General features: G+C 68.6%; 24 protein-coding genes. 16 read left to right on the top strand and 8 right to left on the bottom strand.

Going from position 1 to position 21,906, the window contains the following annotated elements; translation table 11 throughout:
• Positions 1 to 73: 73 nt before the first annotated feature.
• The 6 genes from U5O44_RS12875 to U5O44_RS12850 all read right to left on the bottom strand — a co-directional run bounded on the left by U5O44_RS12875 (position 74) and on the right by U5O44_RS12850 (position 5,717).
• Positions 74 to 604, bottom strand: coding sequence for a CAP domain-containing protein (locus U5O44_RS12875; RefSeq protein ID WP_322588867.1), 531 nt, complete (start codon positions 602 to 604; stop codon positions 74 to 76).
• A gap of 50 nt (positions 605 to 654) precedes the next feature.
• Positions 655 to 1,461, bottom strand: coding sequence for an enoyl-CoA hydratase (locus tag U5O44_RS12870; protein ID WP_416222172.1), 807 nt, complete (start codon positions 1,459 to 1,461; stop codon positions 655 to 657).
• An 88-nt stretch (positions 1,462 to 1,549) separates the two neighbouring features.
• Positions 1,550 to 2,788, bottom strand: coding sequence for a DUF3108 domain-containing protein (locus U5O44_RS12865; protein ID WP_322588866.1), 1,239 nt, complete (start codon positions 2,786 to 2,788; stop codon positions 1,550 to 1,552).
• A complete protein-coding gene (locus U5O44_RS12860; protein ID WP_322588865.1) occupies positions 2,788 to 4,521 on the bottom strand; it encodes a M61 family metallopeptidase in 1,734 nt (577 codons plus the stop codon). Before U5O44_RS12860 ends, U5O44_RS12865 begins: the two co-directional genes overlap by 1 nt.
• A gap of 15 nt (positions 4,522 to 4,536) precedes the next feature.
• Positions 4,537 to 4,992, bottom strand: coding sequence for a DUF3429 domain-containing protein (locus tag U5O44_RS12855; RefSeq protein ID WP_322588864.1), 456 nt, complete (start codon positions 4,990 to 4,992; stop codon positions 4,537 to 4,539).
• 131 nt (positions 4,993 to 5,123) lie between these two features.
• Entirely contained in the window at positions 5,124 to 5,717 is a 594-nt protein-coding gene (locus U5O44_RS12850; protein ID WP_322588863.1) for a pyridoxamine 5'-phosphate oxidase family protein, read from the bottom strand.
• 172 nt (positions 5,718 to 5,889) lie between these two features.
• Here U5O44_RS12850 and U5O44_RS12845 point away from each other — a divergent pair, with 172 nt between their 5' ends.
• The gene (locus U5O44_RS12845; protein ID WP_322588862.1) at positions 5,890 to 6,267 is read left to right on the top strand and encodes a DUF4148 domain-containing protein; all 378 of its coding nucleotides are present in this window, start codon (positions 5,890 to 5,892) and stop codon (positions 6,265 to 6,267) included.
• A gap of 61 nt (positions 6,268 to 6,328) precedes the next feature.
• On the opposite strand, the gene lysS is transcribed toward U5O44_RS12845, so the two are convergent.
• On the bottom strand, positions 6,329 to 7,846 hold the full coding sequence (gene lysS / locus U5O44_RS12840; RefSeq protein WP_322588861.1) for a lysine--tRNA ligase: 1,518 nt from the start codon (positions 7,844 to 7,846) through the stop codon (positions 6,329 to 6,331).
• A gap of 78 nt (positions 7,847 to 7,924) precedes the next feature.
• Here lysS and U5O44_RS12835 point away from each other — a divergent pair, with 78 nt between their 5' ends.
• The 15 genes from U5O44_RS12835 to U5O44_RS12765 all read left to right on the top strand — a co-directional run bounded on the left by U5O44_RS12835 (position 7,925) and on the right by U5O44_RS12765 (position 21,537).
• Positions 7,925 to 8,983, top strand: coding sequence for a Gfo/Idh/MocA family protein (locus tag U5O44_RS12835; RefSeq protein ID WP_322588860.1), 1,059 nt, complete (start codon positions 7,925 to 7,927; stop codon positions 8,981 to 8,983).
• A gap of 69 nt (positions 8,984 to 9,052) precedes the next feature.
• On the top strand, positions 9,053 to 9,304 hold the full coding sequence (locus U5O44_RS12830) for an AbrB/MazE/SpoVT family DNA-binding domain-containing protein (protein WP_322588859.1): 252 nt from the start codon (positions 9,053 to 9,055) through the stop codon (positions 9,302 to 9,304).
• Positions 9,301 to 9,708 carry a PIN domain-containing protein gene (locus U5O44_RS12825; protein ID WP_322588858.1) on the top strand — a complete coding sequence of 136 codons (408 nt, stop codon included), beginning with the start codon at positions 9,301 to 9,303 and terminating at the stop codon, positions 9,706 to 9,708. Before U5O44_RS12830 ends, U5O44_RS12825 begins: the two co-directional genes overlap by 4 nt.
• A gap of 19 nt (positions 9,709 to 9,727) precedes the next feature.
• On the top strand, positions 9,728 to 10,312 hold the full coding sequence (locus U5O44_RS12820) for an acyltransferase (RefSeq protein WP_322588857.1): 585 nt from the start codon (positions 9,728 to 9,730) through the stop codon (positions 10,310 to 10,312).
• 158 nt (positions 10,313 to 10,470) lie between these two features.
• Positions 10,471 to 11,526: an IS30 family transposase gene (locus tag U5O44_RS12815; RefSeq protein ID WP_322588856.1), complete on the top strand. Its 1,056-nt coding sequence runs from the start codon at positions 10,471 to 10,473 to the stop codon at positions 11,524 to 11,526.
• Positions 11,527 to 11,552: 26 nt separating this feature from the next.
• Entirely contained in the window at positions 11,553 to 12,677 is a 1,125-nt protein-coding gene (locus tag U5O44_RS12810) for an AAA family ATPase (RefSeq protein ID WP_473964714.1), read from the top strand.
• Positions 12,678 to 12,680: 3 nt separating this feature from the next.
• Positions 12,681 to 13,412: a retron system putative HNH endonuclease gene (locus U5O44_RS12805; protein WP_322588854.1), complete on the top strand. Its 732-nt coding sequence runs from the start codon at positions 12,681 to 12,683 to the stop codon at positions 13,410 to 13,412.
• A gap of 12 nt (positions 13,413 to 13,424) precedes the next feature.
• Entirely contained in the window at positions 13,425 to 14,555 is a 1,131-nt protein-coding gene (locus U5O44_RS12800; RefSeq protein WP_322588853.1) for a DegT/DnrJ/EryC1/StrS family aminotransferase, read from the top strand.
• A 1-nt stretch (position 14,556) separates the two neighbouring features.
• Positions 14,557 to 15,753 (top strand): lipopolysaccharide biosynthesis protein, encoded by a 1,197-nt coding sequence (locus U5O44_RS12795; RefSeq protein ID WP_322588852.1) that lies wholly within the window; start codon positions 14,557 to 14,559, stop codon positions 15,751 to 15,753.
• Between the two features lie 31 nt (positions 15,754 to 15,784).
• The gene (locus U5O44_RS12790) at positions 15,785 to 17,020 is read left to right on the top strand and encodes an ATP-binding protein (RefSeq protein ID WP_322588851.1); all 1,236 of its coding nucleotides are present in this window, start codon (positions 15,785 to 15,787) and stop codon (positions 17,018 to 17,020) included.
• Complete coding sequence (locus U5O44_RS12785; RefSeq protein WP_322588850.1) at positions 17,020 to 17,652, top strand: acyltransferase; 633 nt, start codon at positions 17,020 to 17,022, stop codon at positions 17,650 to 17,652. Before U5O44_RS12790 ends, U5O44_RS12785 begins: the two co-directional genes overlap by 1 nt.
• Positions 17,649 to 18,785, top strand: coding sequence for a glycosyltransferase (locus U5O44_RS12780; protein ID WP_322588849.1), 1,137 nt, complete (start codon positions 17,649 to 17,651; stop codon positions 18,783 to 18,785). The genes U5O44_RS12785 and U5O44_RS12780 overlap by 4 nt, the downstream gene beginning before the upstream one ends.
• 21 nt (positions 18,786 to 18,806) lie before the next feature.
• Complete coding sequence (locus U5O44_RS12775) at positions 18,807 to 20,054, top strand: glycosyltransferase family 4 protein (protein ID WP_322588848.1); 1,248 nt, start codon at positions 18,807 to 18,809, stop codon at positions 20,052 to 20,054.
• A gap of 5 nt (positions 20,055 to 20,059) precedes the next feature.
• Positions 20,060 to 20,758, top strand: coding sequence for a class I SAM-dependent methyltransferase (locus tag U5O44_RS12770; RefSeq protein WP_322588847.1), 699 nt, complete (start codon positions 20,060 to 20,062; stop codon positions 20,756 to 20,758).
• 59 nt (positions 20,759 to 20,817) lie between these two features.
• A complete protein-coding gene (locus tag U5O44_RS12765; protein ID WP_322588846.1) occupies positions 20,818 to 21,537 on the top strand; it encodes a YebC/PmpR family DNA-binding transcriptional regulator in 720 nt (239 codons plus the stop codon).
• A gap of 27 nt (positions 21,538 to 21,564) precedes the next feature.
• On the opposite strand, the gene U5O44_RS12760 is transcribed toward U5O44_RS12765, so the two are convergent.
• The gene (locus tag U5O44_RS12760) at positions 21,565 to 21,897 is read right to left on the bottom strand and encodes a YkgJ family cysteine cluster protein (protein WP_322588845.1); all 333 of its coding nucleotides are present in this window, start codon (positions 21,895 to 21,897) and stop codon (positions 21,565 to 21,567) included.
• Positions 21,898 to 21,906 lie beyond the last annotated feature (9 nt).

The following is a 21,906-nucleotide window of genomic DNA, read 5'->3' as shown; positions in this document are numbered from 1 at the left end:
CTGCAAGAGTTGGCGGCTTGTCGGGATGTTTGCACCGGAGGTCAGGAATGTATCGTTAATTTTTCACATTGAGTCAATACGGCCGCTGCCCCACATAGTTCCCCGCGGGCAGGTACTGGCACACCCACACTTGGTCCTTCGCACCACACACCCGCATCGCGCAGCCCACCTCGCGGGTGGCGCGCCAGACGATCTGGGTGTAGTGCCCGCAGGTCTTGCCCGGCAGGCAGCTGTTGGCGTCTGCCTGGAAATCGGCCGATTCACGCCCCCAGACATCGACGACAAACGCCGGACGGATCTCCTGCTGTGTCCGCAGGCCGTTGCTCCAGCGCACAGGGCTGGCCCAGTAGAGGTTCTCGCCCAGGTCGGGTGCGTCACTGTGCTCCATGCCACATTGCCCGCCCTGGTCGAGCTGCGCGGCCCAGCGGGCCGAGGACTGTGCCAGCGCATCGGACCAGACCAAGGGCGGCACGCCAACCCGGGCACGCCAGCGGTTGTGCGCTGCCAGCGCCTCGCTGCCCTGGGCGCCGTCGAGCGCGGCAGCCCCCGTCAGCCCAGCCCATCCAGCCAGCAGCGCCAGCAGCAGTCGCCTTGCCAGGTGCAAGCTGGATGGATCATGGCAACGCGGCACCCGGGCATCCCGCCAGTGCCGCCTCAGCGGTGCGTGAAGGTCGGCGCGCGCTTGTCGAGGAAGGCGCCCATGCCTTCCTTCTGGTCGCTGCTGGAGAACAGCGCGTGGAACAGCCGGCGCTCGAACAGCAGGCCTTCGCTCAGCGGCGCCTCGTAGGCGCGGTTCACGCATTCCTTGGTCGCCATCAGCGCCAGCAGCGAGTAGCCGCACATCGCCTGTGCCGCCTTGTCGGCCTCGGCGTGCAGGTCGGCCAGCGGCACGACCCGCGACACCAGCCCGCCGCGCTCGGCCTCGACCGCGTCCATCATCCGGCCGGTCAGCGCGAGGTCCATCGCCTTGCTCTTGCCCACCGCGCGCGGCAGGCGCTGCGTGCCGCCCGCGCCGGGGATGATGCCGAGCTTGATCTCGGGCTGGCCGAACTTGGCGTTGTCGGCCGCGATGATGAAGTCGCAAGCCATCGCCACCTCGCAGCCGCCGCCGAGCGCGAAGCCGGACACGGCCGCGATGATCGGCTTGCGCACCTGGCGGATGGTGTCCCAGTTGCGCGAGATCAGGCCCTTGCGGTAGGCGTTCGGGAAATCGAAGGGATGCATCATCGCGATGTCCGCGCCGGCGGCGAAGGCCTTCTCGCTGCCGGTGACGACGATGCAGGCGATGCCGTCATCGGCGTCGAAGGCCAGCAATGCGGCGCCGAGTTCGTCCATCAGCGTGTCGTTGAGGGCGTTGAGCGCCTTGGGGCGGTTCAGCGTGATCCAGCCGTAGCGCAGGGCGTTGTCGGTCGTGCCAGGGCGGGTCTCGACGAGGATGGTTTCGTAGGTCGGGGTGCTCACGGGATCTCCGGGTCTGGTTGAGTGCTGCGCTGCACTATAGAACGACCGTTCGTTTTTGGAACTGCGGAAGAACACCAAACCGCCAGCGTCAGGGCGCCGCCGCCTGCTTCGGCGGCTCCGACAGGCGCAGGTCCACCCAGGTCTCGGCGTCCTGCTCGATGCGGATGCGCACGGGCAGCATCTGCAGCGTCGGCGCGTACCAGACCTGCGCGCTGAGGACGCTGCCGCCGGAGCGGGCGGCCTCGCCCGGCGTCTCGGCCATGCTGTCGCGCGCCGGGACGGGGCGGACGTGGAACGTGTCCAGTTCGCCCAGCGGCGTCATCGTCGGCAGCGTGTCGCCGACTTCGTAGGCCCAGCGGCGCACCCGGTGCGGCAGCGCGAGGTCGAACTCGATGCGCCCGCCCTTCTCGCGCAACGCCGGCCGGGTCGAGAACAGGAACACCATCTGGATGAACTGGCTGGCGGTGTCCTGCACATCGGCGCGGGTGGCGGCGAGCTTGCCGTCCTGCAGCCGCACGCTGCGCTCGTCCGGGAAGGGCATCTGCACCAGCCGGTTGCGGCCGATGATCTGGCGCGTGGCCTGCTCGTAGCGCTGCGGGCGCAGGCCGTCTGGGGTGATGCGGCCCTCGCTGCTCATGCGGCGGGCGACCAGCGGCGCCAGCCGGGGGCCGACGCTGACGTCGAGGTGGACCTGGTAGCGGTCGCCGTCGCGCAGCCATTCGACCTGGGCGTCGCCGTGGACTTCGCCCTGGTACCAGCCGATGAGCGTGTAGGTCAGCCGGGTCGAGAGCGGCCAAGTGAAGACCGGCCCGGATGCAGGCACTGCAGGCGCCGAAGCCGCTGCGGCCATTGATGCGGCCATCGAGGGTGCAGAGGCCGCCAGCATCCCCTCGGGCGCGACCACGGGGGCCACCATGGGCGGCGGCCCAGCAACCGAACCGGGTGCTGCCTCCGGATCGTAGGCAGGTTGCAGCGGTGTCTCGGCGGGGGCCGGATCGGCCACGGTGACGTCGACAGCGTCATCAGCATCGACCGCGTGATCCACGTCGCTGGCAGGCAACGCGGCGGGTTGCACCGCCGCTGGTGCTGGTGCTGCCCGTCCGCTCATCGGCACCACCGGCGCGACGGCCGGGCCGAACAGAGCAGCGGACTGTGCGACGACGCGGGTGTACGTGGCCTCGATGCGGCGGATCGACGGCGCCGGGGACTCGCCGGGCACCAGCGCGTGGCTCAATCCGTCCAGCGCCAGCCCGTGCAGCAGCAGGACCGCCAGCACCAGCAGTGCCAGCCCCCACCCCATCCGGGACCGGCGCAGGACGGCGGGCATCAGGCTCCGGCGGGACCGGGACTGCCCAGCCACGCCGCCCGCAGACGCCGCGTGCGGGCGACCGGCTTGGCCTGCCAGCTCAGCGCCACGGCGCCTTCCACGGCCGCCGCCGGCAGCGTCAGCCGCAGCAGGCGCCGGTCCCGGCTGACCAGCAGCGGCTGCGGCTGCTCGAACGCGCCGTAGAGCGCCAGATCCTCCGGCTTGACCACGCGCCAGTCACCCAGCGCCAGCAGCTCGTCCCCTGCGGACAGGCCAGCCTGGTCGGCCGCGCCGCCGTGCTGCACGGACTGCACCTTCAGCCCCTGGGCCGACTCGGTCAGCCGGGCGCCCAGGCGCTGCGCGAACAGCGGACGCTCGCGCTGCGCGTCCGCGCCGTGGGCGGCGAGCAGGGCCTGGGTCGGCAGGTCGTCCGTGCCGTGGACCCAAGCCGCAAGCTCCGCCGCGAACGAGCGCCCGCCCACCTCGGCCAGCACCGCCGCGATGTCGTCCTCGCCGATCGGGCCGCCGCCGCTGCGCCGCCACAGGCCGCGCATCACGTCGTCCAGCGTGCCCTTGCCCTCCTGGCGCAGCGTCAGGTCGAATGCCTGCGCGACCAGCGCGCCCTTGGTGTAGTAGCTGACGGTGGCGTTGGCGCTGTTCTCGTCGGGGCGGTAGTACTTGACCCAGGCGTCGAAGCTGGACTGCGCCACGCTCTGCACCCGGCGGCCAGGTGTGCCCAGCACCTGGTTGACCGTCTTGGCCACCAGCCGCAGGTAGCGCGTCTGGTCGATCAGCCCGGTGCGCACGAGGAACAGGTCGTCGTAGTAGCTGGTGAAGCCCTCGAAGAACCAGAGCAGCTCGGTGTAGTTCTCACCCCGCAGGTCGTAGGGGGCGAACGCGCACGGCTTCAGGCGCTTGACGTTCCAGGTGTGGAAATACTCGTGGCTGATGAGGCCGAGCAGCGTCACATAACCGTCGTTCAGCCCCGGCTCGCCGCGTCGGGGCAGGTCGCGGCGGTTGCAGATCAGCGCGGTGCTGTTGCGGTGCTCCAGCCCGCCGTAGCCCTCGTCGACCGTGTTGAGCAGGAAGACATAGCGGGCGAACGGCGCCGGTGCGTCGCCGTGCCAGAAGCGGATCTGGGCCTCGCAGATGCGGCGCGTGTCGGCCAGCAGCCGCTCGCCGTCGAAGCTCGGCAGCGCGCCCGCCACGACGAATTCATGTTCGACACCGCACGCAGTGAAGGTGCCGCGCCAGAAGGCGCCGAGTTCGAACGGGTGGTCGATCAGCGCGTCGTAGTCGGGCGCGGCGTACTCGCGCGGTGCGACTTCGGGCAGGCCGGTGGCAATGTCCCAGCCGTCGGGCAGCGGGCCGAAGGTGACGCGGTGCTCGTCGGCCTCGCGGCCTTGTGCGGCGAGGAACACGCCGGTGCCATTGAAGAAGCCGCGCTGCGTGTCGAGCCAGGCGCAGCGCACCGAGTTGTCGAAGGCGTAGACGCGCCAGCTCACCGTGAGCGCGGCGCGGCCGCTGCACGCGGCCTGCCAGGTGTGCTTGTCGAGCTGCGTCAACGCGACCGTGCGGCGGCCCTGGTGCGCCTCGATCGCCGAGAGGTGGCGCGAGAACTCGCGCACCAGGTAGCTGCCCGGGATCCAGACCGGCAGCGACAGCAGCTGCAGCGGCGCCGGGTTCGGCAGCGTCAGCGTGACGCGGTAGTGGTGGCGGTGGAGGTCGTCGAGTTCCAGGTGGTAGCGGATCATGCAGGGTTCCGTTGGTCAGGCACTGGCGGCAGCCGCCGCCAGAAAACAGCTCATCGACGCCACCAGCGTCAGCCTGAAGCGCAAGGTCAGCCACTTCGACAGACCGTAGGCCGGGTACATCCGCCGATCGACCAGGTAGCACACGATCAGCAGCAGCGCCTGGATCACCAGCCCGGCGTGCGGCGGCATCACCACCGACACCCAGCCCAGCAGCGACGGCGTGACCGCCCAGACAAGCCGGCGCGGCGTGGCGTCGTTCGCCACCATCAGCACGCCCCAGTGGATGCCGCCCAGAAAGGACACGATCATCCCGGCATACACCGACAGCGACAGCACCACGTACGGCAGCACGTCCACCCGCACCAGCAGCGCCAGCAAGGCCCCCAGCACGAACGGCACCAGCCCCGCATGGCCCAGCCGAACAGCGAGCCGGTCAGGCACGGACAAAGTCGCAGGCAGGGAACGGGGCACGGCAGTCGGGAGCGGCGAGGCAGACACGGGGCGTTCTTTTCGTCAGGGTTTCAGCGGCCACACAGGGGCACAGGCACAGCGGCTCCGATTGTCGCCGCTGCACCGCCGCCCCGCACGGCCTGAAATGCACATCACGGTACCAGCCAGCGACCAGCCCCTGTCGCGTCGCGGCAATCAAACACGGCGCGCTGGTGCCCGGCCGGGTCGAGCGACAGCCAGTCCATCTCCAGCACCCGCGCCCGCAGCACCGCGAACGCGCCGCGCCGCTCGCCCGGCGGTGCCGCCGCCGCCATCACACCGTCCGACCCGAGCACGCTGCCCGGTGCCAGCGGCGAGAGGTAGTCCTGCGCTGCCCGGGTGTGGCGCAGCGTCGCCCAGCGCGAGGTCACGTCGAGCCCCTCGGTCTCGCAGCCCACCACGCAGCGCAGCCGCAACTGCCAGCCCAGCGCCGCCGACCAGCACACGATCTGGGCACGCGGATCCTGGTCGAGCTGCGCCACCTTGGGCGAGCGGGTGTCGGTGTAGATCAGCAGCTCGCGGGCGTCGAGGTCCACCTCACGGATCACCACCGTGCGCGCCTGCGGGCCGAGCTGCGGGCAGGTGGTGGCCAAGGTCACCTGTCGCCACGGATGGCCGCGCACCGTGGCCGCCCTGGCCAGTTCAGCCCACAGCGCGGCGTGCCTTGACGACAGCCCCGTGTCCAGCCCAGCTCCGTCGTTCTCCATGACTGACCTCGCTTCCGCGTTTAATCATTCATAAAACAAGAATGCTGCAAGTATTTTTTGATGATTTATTCGCAGCAATGACAACGATAAAGTTCACTGCATGGACGACGCCGGAAACGCATCCCCGACGGACGCCCCACCCAGAACCGGATGCTCTCAGGAAAACACGATCATGAACACGCGCACTTTCTCGGCTCTCCTCGTTGCCTCGACCCTGTCCTTCGGCGCCCTGGCCGACGACGTGGTTCCCACCTTCCAGCATGAAGCCGTTGGCGCCTCCAAGACCCGCGCCGAAGTCATCACCGACATGCAGCAAGCCCGCCTGGCCGGCAAGAGCTTCTTCTGGGACGACAGCAACCTGCCCGTCGCACCGACCGCCGCCACGCCCCGCACCCGTGCCGAAGTGCTGGCCGAACTGCGTGAAGCCCAGGCCTCCGGCGAATTCGCGGCGCTGCACGCCGACGAGCCGACACAGATGGCGATCAAGCGCGTCATCAAGAAGGATGCAGCGGCGATGGCCGGGCAGGTGAAGGCGCAGAACGCCAACTGAGCATCTCCGCGAACATGAAAAAAGCGACCCGAGGGTCGCTTTTTTTACGCCTATTCCAGCCTCAGCCCTCGCGGCGCAGCGCCGGGAACAGGATCACGTCGCGGATGCTGGGCGAGTCGGTGATCAGCATCATCAGCCGGTCGATGCCGATGCCGCAGCCGCCCGTCGGGGGCATGCCGTATTCCAGCGCGCGGATGAAGTCGGCGTCGAAGAACATCGCCTCGTCGTCGCCGGCTTCCTTGTTGGCCACCTGCGACTGGAAGCGCGCAGCCTGGTCCTCGGCGTCGTTCAGCTCGCTGAAGCCGTTGCCGAACTCGCGGCCGGTGATGAACAGCTCGAAGCGCTCGGTGATCGCAGGGTTGGTGTCCGACGCACGGGCCAGCGGCGAGACTTCCACCGGGTAGTCGATGATGAAGGTCGGCTGCCAGAGCTTGTCCTCCACCGCCGCCTCGAACAGGCCGAACTGCAGCTGCGCCAGCTTCCAGTGCTTGGGCGGCTCCTCGCCCAGCGACTTCAGCTTGGCGTGGACCGCGTGGGCGTCATCCGCCTCGGCTTCGGTCAGGCCGGCATGCACCACCAGCGAATCCCGCACCGACAGGCGCACGAACGGCTCGTCGAGGTGGACTTCCTTGCCCGCATACGTCAGCCGCGCCGAGCCGGTCGCCGACACGGCCGCGTGGCGCAGCACCTGCTCGGTGAAGTCCATCAGGTCGTGGTGGTTCCAGTAGGCCGCGTAGAACTCCATCATCGTGAATTCGGGGTTGTGCCGAACCGAGATGCCTTCGTTGCGGAAGTTGCGGTTGATCTCGAACACCCGCTCGAAGCCGCCCACCACCAGCCGCTTCAGGTACAGCTCCGGCGCGATGCGCAGGAACATCTCCTGGTCGAGCGCGTTGTGGTGCGTCGTGAAGGGCCGGGCGTTGGCGCCGCCGGGGATGGGGTGCAGCATCGGCGTCTCGACTTCGAGGAAATCGTGTTCGATCATGAACTGGCGGATGCTGGACACCGCGTTGCTGCGGGCGCGGAAACGGGTGCGTGCAGCCTCGTCGGTGATGAGGTCGACGTAGCGCTGGCGGTACTTCTGCTCCTGGTCGCTCATGCCGTGGTGCTTGTCCGGCAGCGGGCGCAGCGCCTTGGTCAGCAGGCGCAGGTTCGTCACCTTGATCGACAGCTCGCCCGCCTTGGTGCGGAACAGCGTGCCCTCGGCGCCCAGGATGTCGCCCAGGTCCCAGTGCTTGAACGCGGCCAGCTTCTCGGCGCCGACGTTGTCGAGCGTGATGTAGAGCTGGATGCGGTCCGTGCCCTTGGCCGAGCCATCCTGCAGCGTCGCGAAACAGGCCTTGCCCATCACGCGCTTGAGCATCATCCGGCCGCCGACGCAGGCGGGGATCGGTGCGGCTTCGAGGGCCTCGTTGTCCAGGCCATCGGCGACGCGGTGCAGGTCGGCGGCGTGGTCGCGCGGCTTGAAATCGTTGGGGAAGGCGACGCCCTGGGCGCGGATCGCGGCGAGTTTTTCGCGGCGTTCGGCGATCTGCTGGTTGTCATCGACAGGAGGCGTGGGAACAGGGGCGTGGCTCATCGGCGGGGCTCGACTTCAACTTGTTGAATTTGCTGCAATTTTAGGCTGCCCGCAGGGGCGCGCCCTAAAATTGATCCCATGACTGTTGCCCATCCGATCACCGACCGCAAGATCCGCTTCGCCCTGGTGGGCTGCGGACGCATCGCCAAGAACCACTTCGGCTCGCTGCAGCAGCACGCCGACCGGGCCGAGCTGGTGGCCGTCTGCGACAAGCTGCCCGAGCGCGCCGAGGCCGCTGCCGCGCAGACCGGCGCGCAGGCCTTCACCTCGCTGGACACGCTGCTGGCCGAGAGCGACGCCGACATCGTGGTCCTCACCACCCCGAGCGGCCTGCATTCGCAGCAGGCGATCCGCGTCGCCCGCGCCGGCCGCCATGTGCTGAGCGAGAAGCCGATGGCGACGAAGTGGGACGAGGGCATGGCGATGGTGCGCGCGTGCCGCGACGCGGGCGTGAAGCTGTTCGTCGTCAAGCAGAACCGGCTCAACGCGACGATGCAGTTGCTCAAAAAAGCCATTGACGACAAGCGCTTCGGCCGCATCCACCTGGTCACGGTCAACGTGTTCTGGACCCGCCCGCAGAGCTACTACGACGAGGCGCCGTGGCGCGGCCGCTGGGACATGGATGGCGGCGCGTTCATGAACCAGGCGAGCCATTACGTGGACATGGTGGACTGGCTGGTCGGGCCGGTGGACAACGTGCACGCCTACACCGCGACGCAGGGACGCGACATCGAGGCCGAGGACTCGGGCGTGATGAGCCTGCGGCTGCGCGCTGGGGGACTGGCGAGCATCAACGTGACGATGCTGACCTACCCGAAGAACCTCGAAGGCTCGATCACCGTGCTCGGCGAGCGCGGCACAGTGCGCATCGGCGGCGTGGCGGTGAACGACATCCAGCATTGGGAGTTCGACACCCCGACGCCCGAGGACGAGCAGATCAAGGCGGCGAGCTACGCCACCACCTCGGTCTACGGCTTCGGCCACCCGCTGTACTACGCCAACGTGATCGACACGCTGCGCGGCGAGGCGCACGCGGAGGTCGATGGCTACAGCGGGCTACGCTCCCTGGAGGTGCTGATCGCGGGGTACCGGAGTGCGCGGGATGGGGTGCGGGTGGGGTTGCCGCTGGTGTTTTGACGAGCGGCGGCCTGGTCATTCAGAACACTCTCCAGAAGTAAGATCGAGCCAACAACATCGGAAACCACCATGCAAGTCACCGTCAGCGACAAAGGTCAGATCACCTTGCCTCACGCCCTGAGGCAGCGCCTGGGCATCGAATCGGGCATGCGGCTGGATGTTGAAGCGCTGGACGACGGCTCGCTGCGCGTGCGGGTGCTGGCGCGCGGATCGCGAGGGCTGCACGGCCTGCTGAGCCGTCCCGGCGAGCGCACGCGCAGCCTCGACGAGATCGACCAGGCCATCACGGACACGGTGCGGGATCGCAAGGACCGCGCGTGATCGCCGTCGATACCAACGTGGTGGTTCGGCTACTCGTCAGTGACGACCCGATCCAATCGCAGAGAGCACAGCAACTGTTCGATGACCACGCACCGCACGATGGCTCGCTCTGGCTGAGCGATGTCGTGGTCGTGGAGGTCGCCTGGACGCTGGCGCGTGCCTATGACCGCAGTCGATCCGACATTGCCAAGGCGTTGAACGCGCTCACCCACCATGCCACCGTGGCACTGGAGTCACCCGCTGAAATCCGGGCCGCACTGGCGCTGTATGCGCAAGGACCAGCCGATTTCGCCGATTGCCTGCTGGCGGTCAAGGCAGAGCGGCATGGCTGCGAACAGGTGGTGACGTTCGACCGCAAGATGCGCCGACTGCCTGGCGTGTCGGTGCTGGGCGGCACCAACTGAACGAACTGCGAGACTGAACATGACCTCCCCCGCCTGGCACCACGACACCGCGATCATCGACCCCGGCGCCCAGCTCGGCCCCGACACCAAGGTCTGGCACTTCAGCCACGTCTGCGCGGGTGCGCGCATCGGCGCGGGCTGCTCGCTCGGGCAGAACGTCTTCGTCGGCAACGACGTGGTGATCGGCTCGGGCGTGAAGATCCAGAACAACGTGTCGGTCTACGACGCGGTGACGCTGGAGGACGACGTGTTCTGCGGGCCGAGCGCGGTGTTCACCAACGTCTACAACCCGCGCGCGGCGGTGTCGCGCAAGCACGAGTACCTGCGCACCGTGGTGAAGCGCGGCGCGACGCTGGGCGCGAACTGCACGATCGTCTGCGGCACGACAGTCGGCGCATATGCCTTCGTGGGCGCGGGCAGCGTCGTCAACCGCGACGTGCCGGATCACGCGCTGATGGTCGGCGTGCCGGCGCGGCGGATCGGGTGGATGAGCCGCAATGGCGAGCGGCTCGGGCTGGCGGTGCGCGGCGAGGGCGAGGCGACGTGTCCGGCGACGGGGGAGCGGTATCGGCTGCGGGGTGATGTCGTGACGCGGCTCGAGTGATTTTCCTGAACCGGAGCACGGCGCCATGTACATCGACAAGGTTCGACTCACGAATATCCGCGGATTTCGGGATCTGGAGTTTTCGTTTGATCGGGGTAATGGGACGGCACGCTCTAAACTGAAGTGCAACACGGCAATGAAAACAACAGGTTGAGCCAATGGGACAAGAGTATTCAAGCCTGAGTCTGGAAGAGCGCACGCAGCTTGGGCTGCTGGTCACGCAGAAGCTGACGCAGCGACAGATCGCCGTGCAACTGGGGCGTTCGGCCTCGACGATCAGCCGGGAGCTGGCGCGAAATCGACACCCGAAGCGGGGCTACCTGGTGGCGACTGCGCAGCAACAGGCCGCCCGGCGCCGGGTGCAGGCCAAGGCCGGGGTGCGCAAGCTCGGCCAGCAGTTCGACACGCCGCTGGGCAAGTGGGTGCGCCACGAGCTTGAGCGGGCCTTGTCACCCGAACAGATCGCAGGCAGGCTCAAGCTGATGAACCCCGAAGACACGACGCAGCGCGTCTCGCACGAGACAATCTACCAGGCGATCTACATGGTGCCGCGTGGCGAGCTGCGCACCGAGTTGATCGGGGAGCTGCGGCGCAGCCACACCAAGCGCATGCCGCGTGCGCGGGGCACCAGCCGCAAGGGCGGCAACATCGCCAACCTCGTGCCGCTGAGCGAGCGCCCCGCAGAGGTGGACGCCCGGCTGGTGCCCGGCCACTGGGAGGGCGACTTCATCAAGGGGGCTCGCAACGCCAGCGCCATCGGCACCGCCGTGGAACGCCACAGCCGCTTCGTGCTGCTGACCCAGATGAATGGCTGCACCGCCACCCACGCCCTCGACGGCTTCACCCGGCGCTTCAACGGCGTCATCCCCGAGCTGCGCAGGAGCTTCACCTACGACCGCGGTTCGGAGATGGCCCGCCACCTGGAGCTGACCGAGGCCACCGGCATGCCGGTCTTCTTCTGCGAGCCCTACAGCCCCTGGCAGCGCGGCTCCAACGAGAACATGAATGGCCTGGTGCGCCAGTTCCTGCCCAAGGGCACTGACCTGTCCACCGTCACCCCGCAGAAGCTCGCCTACATCGAGTCCATGCTCAATGACCGCCCTCGCAAGATCCTCGGCTTCCGTACTCCTCGCGAGGTCTACACCGAACTCGTCCAGACAAAACTCGCCCAGCGGCAGGCGCTTGCCGCCAAAACTGTTGCACTTCAGACTTGACTCCGCCGACGTATGCCGGATGGACAGTGCTCACAGGAGATAACGGGTCGGGGAAAAGTACGTTACTAAGAGCAATTGCACTCGCCGTTGCTGGTCATGGCCGTTGGACGCTTCAACCCAGCTTTCGAGGCTGGATCAAGTCAGATGCAGAAAATGCCAGCATCACTCTTAAGATAGCAACGCCACCGCAAAAGACCGATTGGTTTGAGATAAATATAGTAACGCCTGCCAACAAAAAAAGAACAGAACCCAAAGTCACTAGCACAACCTCCCTATGGGACGAAGGGCTATTTTTCTGCGGCTACGGTCCTTTTCGCAGAATTTCCGGCGCATCAAACGATATTGAAGAACTGATGACGACGCCCATAGTCGAGCGACTCGTCACGCTATTCAAGGAAACCGCCTCGTTGGCGGAAGCAGATCGATGGCTACGTGATCTGAACTACAAAAAACTCGAAGGAAAGAACAAGGCAGCCGATACGCTGACCCTTGTCCTCAACCTGCTAAACGAGGAATTTCTGCCGAACAACATCAGGGCAGATCGGGTGGATTCAGACGGTCTGTGGCTGAAAGACAGCGATAGCAACGAACTGTCATGGTCGGACATGAGCGATGGCTACCGGGCAGCACTGGCTTTGCTGACAGACATCCTGCGCCACATGATCAATGCCTATGGCACAGACGACTTAACAGGTCGCGACGCCGACCGACACTTATTCATCAAGCCCGGTGGCGTCGTCCTCATCGACGAAATCGACGCCCACCTCCACCCCGAATGGCAACGCGAAATCGGTTTCTGGCTGAAGCGCCATTTCCCGAATATCCAGTTCATCGTCACCAGCCACAGCCCGCTGATCTGTCAGGCCGCCGATCCGAACGGCCTGTTCGTCCTGCCGGAGCCGGGCAGCGACGAACCGGCACGCGTGCTGACGCCCGAGGAATATCAGGAAGTCATCTCGTCGCGGCCGGACACGATCCTGCGATCTGCGGCGTTCGGCCTGCAGAACACGCGCTCGCCCGTGGCCGTTGAAGCCCGGTCGGCCTTTGCAGACCTGCGCACCAAGCAACGCGCAGGCGGCAAGTTGACCCAAGCCGAACTGGTGGAGATGGAACGCCTGCGCCAGTACATCAACCCGGACGAAGAGCCCTGAGCAATGCGCCGCCTCACGCGCCCTCCTCTGCCTGCCCGGACCAACACCTTTCTGGCCCGCTGCCAGTCGCGCGCCGACACCTTGCAGGAACAAGGCACCCTCGACATCGAACGCGAGTGGCGCAACGCCCGCCAGCGCAAGGAACTGACCGATGTGCTCGACACGCTGCGCAAGATGAGCGGGCCCCATTGGCGCTGCATGTACTGCACCGACTCGCACGGCTGCGACATCGAGCATTTCCGCCCCAAGAAGCCCTATCCGACGCATGCGTTTCACTGGCTGAACCTGCTGCTGTGCTGCACCACGTGCAACCGCAAGAAGGGCGACCAGTTTCCGACCCTGAACGGCGCCCCGCTGCTGATCGACCCGACCTTGGATGATCCGTGGCAACACTTGGACTTCGAACCGGAGTCTGGTCTGATCAAGGCGCGCTATGACGCGCAGTCAGACCGACGCTCCCCGAAGGGACTGGAAACCGTGCGCCTGCTGGCACTGGATCGTCGGGAAGTAACGGTCGGACACAACAAGACGTTTCGGCGTTTGAAAAAGACGGTCGAGCGCGCGCTGGAAACTGACACTCCAGCGCCTGCACTCATTGATGAACTGCTGGAAGAAGACGACCACGGCCTGCTGCCTTGGTGCTTCGGTGACATCGGCCGAACCGTCGAGCCTTTCTCCGACTTGCTCCACCGACACCCTGACACCTGGATCGCCTGCGAGGCGGCCTTTCGCTGAACACTCCGCCCCATGCACTTCATCGACCTCAAGGCCCAATACGCCACCCTCAAGACCGACATCGACGCCGCGATCCACCGCGTCCTCGACCACGGCCAGTACATCATGGGCCCCGAGGTCCAGCAGCTCGAAGCGGCGCTGGCCGAGCGCGTCGGCGCCAGGCACTGCGTCACCGTCTCCAGCGGCACCGAGGCGCTGCTGATCGCGCTGATGGCGCTGGACCTGAAGGCCGGCGACGAGGTCATCACCACGCCGTTCACCTTCGCGGCCACCGCCGAGGTGATCGCGCTGCTGGGGGCCAAACCCGTGTTCGTGGACATCGAGCCGGACACCTGCAACCTCGACCCGGCCCTGGTCGAAGCCGCGATCACGCCGAAGACGCGGGCGATCATGCCGGTGAGCCTGTACGGGCAGGTGGCCGACATGGCCGAGATCAACGCCCTCGCCACCCGCCACGGCCTGCCGGTGATCGAGGACGCCGCCCAGAGCTTCGGCGCCACCTACCGCGGCGGCCACAGCGGCCACCTCTCGACCTTCGGCTGCACCAGCTTCTTCCCGAGCAAGCCGCTGGGCTGCTACGGCGACGGCGGCGCCCTCTTCACCGACGACGACGCGCTGGCGCAGGCCGCCCGCGAGATCCGTGTCCACGGCCAGAGCGCCCGCTACACCCACACCCGCGTCGGCTTGGGCGGGCGGATGGACACGCTGCAGTGCGCGGTCGTGCTGGCCAAGCTGCCGCGCTTCGACTGGGAGCTGCAGCGGCGGCGCGCACTCGGGGCGCGCTACCACCAGTTGCTCGCGCCACTGGTCGAGCGCCACCCCGGTTTTGGCCTGCTCACCGTGCGGCCCGACCGTGACAGCGTCTGGGGCCAGTACACCGTGTTCGTGCCGGAACGCGCCAAGGTGCAGGCCGCATTGCAGGCCGCGGGCATCCCGACCGCCGTGCACTACCCCAAGCCGCTGCACCACCAGGCCGCCTACGCCGCGTTCTGCTGCCCCGACTGCTGCCCGAACAGCGTGGCCGCCGCCGCCCGCGTGATGAGCCTGCCGATGAGCCCGGACCTGTCGGAAGCGGACCAGGACCGCGTGGTCACCGCGCTGGCCGACGCGCTCGCCCGCCTGTCCGCCGGCACGGACGCCTGAGTTGCTGCGCGCCACGCTGACGCTGCTGGCCGGCGGCGCGCTGGCGCAGGCGCTGCCGCTGCTGCTCGGGCCGCTGCTGACGCGGCTGTACTCGCCGGACGACTTCGGCGCCTTCCACCTGTTCGCCGCCATCGCCACCAACCTCGCGGTGGTCGCCTGCGGGCGCTACGAGTTTGCGCTGCCGCTGGCGCGGGGCGACGGCGAGGCGGCGGCGCTGCGGCGGCTGTGCCTGCGCATCCTCGCGCTGGTGGCGGGGCTGGCGAGTCTGGGCGGGCTGGGCTGGGCGTGGTGGAGCGGGCTGGGCTGGGCGCTGTGGCTGGGGCCGGCGGTGGCGGTCGGCGGGGCGCTGTCGCTGGCGACGATGTGGGCGACGCGGGCCGAGCGCTTCCAGTCATTGGCCGTGGCGCGGGTGCTGCAGTACGGCGGCGCGGCGCTGGCGCAGGCGCTGGCCGGGTGGCTGCACGGCGGCGTCCTCGGGCTGGTGATCGCGCCGATCGCGGCGCAGGCGCTGGCGGCGCTGCTGCTGCGCGGCGCGGCGGCGGACTCGCCAGCGGACGGGCCGCCGCTGCGCGACATCGCCCGGCGCTACAAGGAATTTCCCCTGCTCAACACGCCGCACGCCTTCCTCGGTGCGCTGCAGGACACGGCCTCGCTGGCGCTGATCGCCGCCACGCTCGGGCCCGCCGCCGCCGGTTTCTGGGGACTGGCGCTGCGCTATCTGAAGGCACCGGCCACGCTGGTCGGCGGCGCGGTCTCGCAGGCGCTCTACCCGCGGCTCGCCGCCGCCGGGCCGGGCCCGACGCGGGCTGCACGGGCCGCCGTGCGGCGGACCGTGGCCGTGCTGTCCGTGGCGGGGCTGGCCCTGGTGGCCGTGTTGTGGGCACTGGGGCCGTGGCTGTTCGAGTGGCTGTTCGGCCCCGCCTGGCGTCAGGCAGGCGAACTCTCGCGCACCCTGGCGCCCTACATCGGTGCACACTTCATCGCGTCCCCGCTGGCCGTGGTGACCATGGCCTGGGGTGCGCAGGCCTGGGCGCTGCGGCTGGCGCTGTGGGGCCAGGCGGCCTTCCTCGGCGCACTGGCCCTGGGCTTGCATCTGGGGGGACTGAACGGCGCCGGCTGGGGAGTCTCGCTGGCGATGGCGGGGTACTTCGGCTGGTATTTCTGGCGGCTGGCGACGTGGCCGATTCAGGACAGGTGAAAATCTTCCCGAAACCCCGGAGCGATTGCCCATGAACATCCCTCACCTGCTGCAACGCATCCGACTGGGCGAAGATTCCACCCTGGAGCTGAAGCAACTCCTGATCCGGGACGGCGGGAAGAGCTTCGACCCCCACCCCGATGGCTTGTCCGACGAACTGGCGGCACTGGCCAACGCCAACGGCGGCACCCTGGTACTCGGGGTCGATGACAAGACCCGTGCAGTGACAGGCATCGCGCTGGAGCATCTGGACCGCGTCGAGGCGTGGCTGACCAACCTGTGCAACGACCGCATCGAGCCTCCGCTGGACATCGTGACGCACCACGTCGAACTGCCCGGTGCCGACGGTACGCCGACCCCGGTGATCGTGGTCGAGGTGCCGCGCAGCCTGTGGGTCCACGCCAGCGCCAACGGCTACTTCCGCCGGGTAGGCCATGCCAAGCGCAAGCTGCCACCCGATGCGCTGGCACGCCTGTTCCAGCAGCGCAGCCAGGCCCGCCTGATCCGTTTCGAGGAGCAGGAGGTGCCGGGCGCCCGCTTCGACGATCTGGACGCCCTGCTGCTGCGTCGCTTCGTTCGCCCTGATCAGGGCGAGGTCACCACACAACTGGAGCGCCTGCACCTGCTGGCCCGGCGCGAGGATCAGGTGTGGCCGACGGTGGCGGGCGTGCTGCTGTGCACGCTCGACCCGGCGCGCTGGCTGCGCAATGTCGAGATCCTCGCGGTGGCCCATGCCGGCACCCGCAACCACCCGGACGAACAGATCGACGCCCAGGAGATCCGCGGGCCGCTGGACAGGCAGATCCTCGACGCCTTCCACTTCGTGCGCCGCAACATGACGACGGCGGCACGCAAGCCGCTGGGACGCATCGACTACCCGCAATACCACCTGGGTGCCGTGTTCGAGGCCATCGTCAACGCCGTGGCGCACCGGGACTACTCGCTGCACGGCCAGCGCATCCGACTGTTCCTGTTCAGCGACCGGCTGGAAATCCACTCCCCCGGGGCGCTGCCGAACACCTTGTCGGTCGAATCGATGAGCCGCCTGTCGGTGCCGCGCAATGAAATCTTGGCCAGCTTGCTGTCCCGTTACTACCCGGTGGACGACGCCGGTCTGAGCAAGAGCTACCTGATGGACCGGCGCGGGTTCGGCGTCGAGATGATCCTGCGGGAGAGCGAGCAGTTGTCGGGGCGGCTGCCGCTGTACGAGACTATCGGGGATCTGGAACTGTGTCTGACGGTTTACGCCCAAGACATGCCGAGCTAATGCGATCCGCTGTACGGGCTCTCCGTGGCCGGCTCAACCGTTGGCGCCGCGCGCTCGTGCAGGCGCTGTTCTTCCGCGTCCTGTTCGGCGAGCGCTCGCAGGGCCGCGACCTGCCACACACGCGCATCTCGCCATCCACCTGCATCGAGTGCGAGGAGCGGCTGACGCTGGGCGACCATGTCTACATCGGCCACTTCAACCTGCTCGACGCCAGCGGCGGCCTGACGATCGAGGAAGGTGTGCAGATCACCAGCCACTGCGCCATCGTCACGCACAGCTCGCACCGCAGCCAGCGCCTGCTCGGCCGCGCCTTCGCCACCTGGGCCGGCCCCGGCGAGCGACCCGGCTGGATCGGCGGCCCGGTGCACATCGGCGCGTACAGCTTCATCGGGCCCCACAGCGTCATCGAAGCGAATTCGCAGCTCGGGCGCGGCACCATCGTCCGCGCTGGCGCCCGGGTGCGGGGGACATTTCCGGATTTCGCGGTTCTCGATGGCGCACCTGCGCGGGTGGTCGGCGACAGCCGTGACGGGGATGCGACACTGCTTCGACAAAATCCAGCCTTCAGGGTGCACCACGACGCTTGGGCGAACATGCCCGAGCCGGACGACCGCGACCGCCGCCTCCCATGACCCGACCGTATCGCCCCCTCGTCGATCTCCCGCCCGCCACCGACCCGCCTGCCTACGGCCGCTGGCGCCATGTCCTCATTGGCGATGGCGAAAGCCCGCACCTGCTGAAATGGGCCCGGGCGCTGGCGCCGCAGGTCGATCTGTGGGTGGCGTCCAGCCGCGGCTTCCTGCCCGGCTTCGACGACCTGGTGCCACCGCGCGGGCGCCTGGCGCTCGGCGAGTCGATGGACCACTCCGGCGGCAATGTCGGTCTGCTCAGGCGCCTGCCGGAGCTGGGCCGCTGGCTGCAGGAGGTCGACGCCGACTGGATCCACCCGCACTACCTGACCTCGCACGGCACGCTGGCGATGGGCGCCAAGAAGGGCTGGAAGCTGCGCGGCCAGATCGTCGGCTCGGCCTGGGGCAGCGACATCCTGGTCACCCCGCTGCGCGGCCCGCATTACCGCTGGGTCACCTCGCAGATCCTCAAGGCCTGCGCGCTGACCACCAGCGACTCCGAGCACATGGCCGCCCAGATGCGCAAGCTCGGGGCCGGCGAGGTGCGCGTGTTCCCCTTCGGGCTGGAGAAGATGCCAGCCCGCCCGGCCCACAAGGCGCCCTGGACCTTCTTCGCCAACCGCGGCCTGGAGTCGATCTACCGGCCGGACCGGGTGATCGCGGCGTTTGCGTCCATCGTCTCGGCCTACCCGGAAGCGCGGCTGACCATCGCCAACGACGGCTCGCTGCGCGCTGCCCTCGAAGCCCGGGTGGGCGAGCTGGGCCTGGCGAAGCACATCGAGTTCGTCGGCCGGCTCGACGCCGAGACGCAGGCGCGCTGCTACGAGCGCGCGCAGTGGTACCTGAGCCTGCCGTCGAGCGATTCGGTGGCGGTGTCGGTGCTGGAGGCGATGGCGCATGGCTGCATCCCGCTGCTGTCGGACCTGCCGGCCAACCATGAGCTGGTGCGCTCCGGCTCGAACGGGCTGATCCTGACCCATGCGCCGATCGAGCTGATGCACCTGCCGCAGCAGCTCGCCCCGCTGCTGCCCCAGGCCGTGCAGATCGGCCGCGACAACCACGAATGGGTGCGGCTGCACGGGCAGTTCGCGCCCGCCGTCGAAGGGCTGATGGCCCGGCTGGCCGAACTCATGTGACCCCGGCGGCGGCGCCAGACGATGAACATCCTCTACCTGAACCACTACGCGGGCGCCCCGGCGCTGGGCATGGAGTACCGGCCCTACTACCTCGCCCGCGAGTGGACTCGGCTCGGCCACCGCGTGCAGATGGTGGCCTGCGCCACCTCGCATGTGCGCGCCACGGCGCCAACCCACCGCGACCACCCGATCAACGCGCCCACGCACCAGGACATCGACGGCATCGACTACCACTGGTTCCCCGGCCCGGCCTACCAAGGCAACGGGCTGGGGCGCGTGAAGAACATCTGGGCCTTCCTGCGCCAGGTCTGGCGGGCCTCGCGGCGCATCGCCACGCAGTTCCGCCCGGACGTGGTGATCGCGTCGAGCACCTACCCGATGGACATCTGGGTCGCCCGCCGGCTGGCACGCATGGCGCGGGCGAAGCTGGTGTTCGAGGTGCATGACCTCTGGCCGCTGTCGCCGATCGAGCTGTCGGGCATGTCGCCCAGACACCCGTTCATCCTGCTGTGCCAGAAGGCCGAGGACGACGCCTACCGCGACGCGGACGTGGTCGTCTCGATGCTGCCCAAGGTCCACGACCACATGGCCGGGCGCGGGCTGGACCTGAAGAAGCTGCACATCGTGCCCAACGGCATCACGCTCGACGAGTGGACCGGCGAGCTGCCGCCGCTGCGGCCGGATGTCGCCGCGGCGGTCGCGCAGGCGCGGGCGCAGGGCGCCACCGTCGTCGGCTACGCCGGCTCGATGGGCCTGCCGAATGCGCTGGACACGCTGCTGGACGCGATGCGCCTGCTGCAGACGCAGGGCGCGCCGATCGCCCTCGTCATGGTCGGTGGCGGCCATGAGCGCGAGCGGCTGGCCGAGCGGGTGCGGGCCGAGGGACTGGCGAACGTGCAGATGCTGCCGCCGATCCCCAAGGCGCAGATCCCGTCCTTCCTGACCGAGATCGACATCGCCTACATCGGCTGGCAGCGGGTGCCGATCTACCGCTTCGGCATCGCGCCGAACAAGCTGATGGACTACATGATGGCCGGCTGCGCGGTGCTGCACTCGGTCGAGGCCGGCAACGATCCGGTCGCGGAAGCCGGCTGCGGGCTGACGGTGGCGCCGGAGTCGCCCGAGGCGGTGGCGGACGGCCTGCGCCGCATGGCCGCCCTGACGCCGACCGAACGCCACGCGATGGGCGAGCGCGGCCAGGCCTTCGTGCAGGCCCACCACACCTACCCGGTGCTGGCACGGCGTTTCCTGGCCGCCTGCGGGAGCTGACGGGCATGGCCGAGACCGACCGCGTCGCCGAACGCTACGCCCGCCGCGCGGTCCCCCAGGCCATCGACCGCTACAGCCTGCTGCAGCCCGATGTCTGGCAGACCGTGCAGGAGCGCCAGCGCGTGCTGCTGCAGCTGCTGGCCCGGCGCGGCTGGCACGACCTGCCCGCACGGACCTTGCTCGAAGTGGGCTGCGGCGCGGGGGGCAATCTGCTGGAGTTCCTGCGCATGGGATTCCGGCCCGAACACCTCAGCGGCATCGAGCTGCTGCCGGAGCGCCACGCCGAGGCCCGTGCCGTGCTGCCCGAGCGGGTGGCGCTGCACCTGGGCGACGCCTGCGCCGCGCCGATCGCCGAGGCGAGCTGCGACCTCGTCTTCCAGGCGACGGTGTTCTCCTCGCTGCTGGACGACGCCTTCCAGCAGCAGCTCGCCACGGCCATGTGGCGCTGGGTGAAGCCGGGCGGGGCGGTGCTCTGGTACGACTTCACCGTCAACAACCCGCGCAACCGGGATGTGCGCGGCGTGCCGCTGCAGCGGGTGCGCACGCTGTTTCCCGAGGGGCGCATCCAGGCGCAGCGGGTGACGCTGGCGCCGCCGCTGGCACGGCCGGCGTGCCGGCTGTGGCCGGGGCTGTACCCGGTGCTCAACGCCGTGCCGCTGCTGCGCACGCATGTCTTGGCGTGGATCGCCAAGGACCAGGACTGAACGGCAGGCGCCGACACTGGCGCTAGACTGCCCGGCTGACCTCGAACACAGGAGCCGCCATGGGCGCGCAGTGGAAAGCAAAGCACAAGGACCTGGCCGCGAACGCCAAGGGCCGTCTCTTCGGCAAGCTCGCCAAGGACATCATGATCGCCGCCCGCCACGGCGCCGACCCGGCGGCCAACGCGCGGCTGCGGCTCGTCATCGAGCAGGCGCGCAAGGTCTCGATGCCCAAGGACACGCTGGACCGGGCGATCAAGAAGGGCGCGGGCCTGACGGGCGAGTCGGTGCATTTCGAGCACGTCGTCTATGAAGGCTTCGCGCCGCACCGTGTGCCGGTGATGGTCGAGTGCCTGACGGACAACGTGAACCGCGCCGCCTCCGAGATGCGCGTGCTGTTCCGCAAGGGCCAGCTCGGCACCTCCGGCTCGGTCGCCTGGGACTTCGATCACCTCGGCATGATCGAAGCCGAGCCGACCGACGCCAAGGCCGGCACCGACCCCGAGATGGCCGCCATCGAAGCCGGCGCGCAGGATCTGGAAGCCGGCGACGAGGACGGCACGACGCTGTTCTACACGGCGCCGACCGAGCTGGACCTGGTCAGCCGCGCCCTGCCCGCCCACGGGTTCACCGTGCTGTCCACCAAGCTGGGCTACAAGCCGAAGAACCCGGTGTCACCCGGCAGCCTGAGCGCGGAGCAGCTCGAAGAGGTCGAGGCGTTTCTCGCGGCGCTGGACGCGAACGAGGACGTGCAGAACGTGTTCGCGGGGCTGGGCGGCTGAGCCGACAGACCCCCTGCCGATCCAGCCTCACGACGAGCCCGTCGCCAGCGGCGGCAGGCCGTGTCTCGCCCGCGCCCGCTGGCATTTTTCGTCGCCCGCCTCCACCTCGCGGCAGGGTGTCGGCCGCTGGGCATAGACCCCGCAGGCGACCGCCACGCCGATGTCGCCCTGCAGCGCCACGCAGCGCGGCTGCGGCTGGTTGGTCCCGGCCATGCAGGCAAACCAGCGCTGCAAGGGCTCGGTGAGGGCTGGCGGCAGGCCACGCTCCTCCGCCTCGGCCCAGTAGAAGGACACGCGGAAGGTGACGCAGCAGGCGCCGCAGGTCAGACAGGGATTGTGGTCGTCGACGTCGTGGCTCATGGGCGCGAT

The organism is Sphaerotilus sp., assembly GCF_034519685.1.
GTDB lineage: Bacteria > Pseudomonadota > Gammaproteobacteria > Burkholderiales > Burkholderiaceae_C > Sphaerotilus.
The sequence above is the reverse complement of the archived record's forward strand: the minus strand, read 5'-3'. Positions and strand labels throughout refer to the sequence as shown.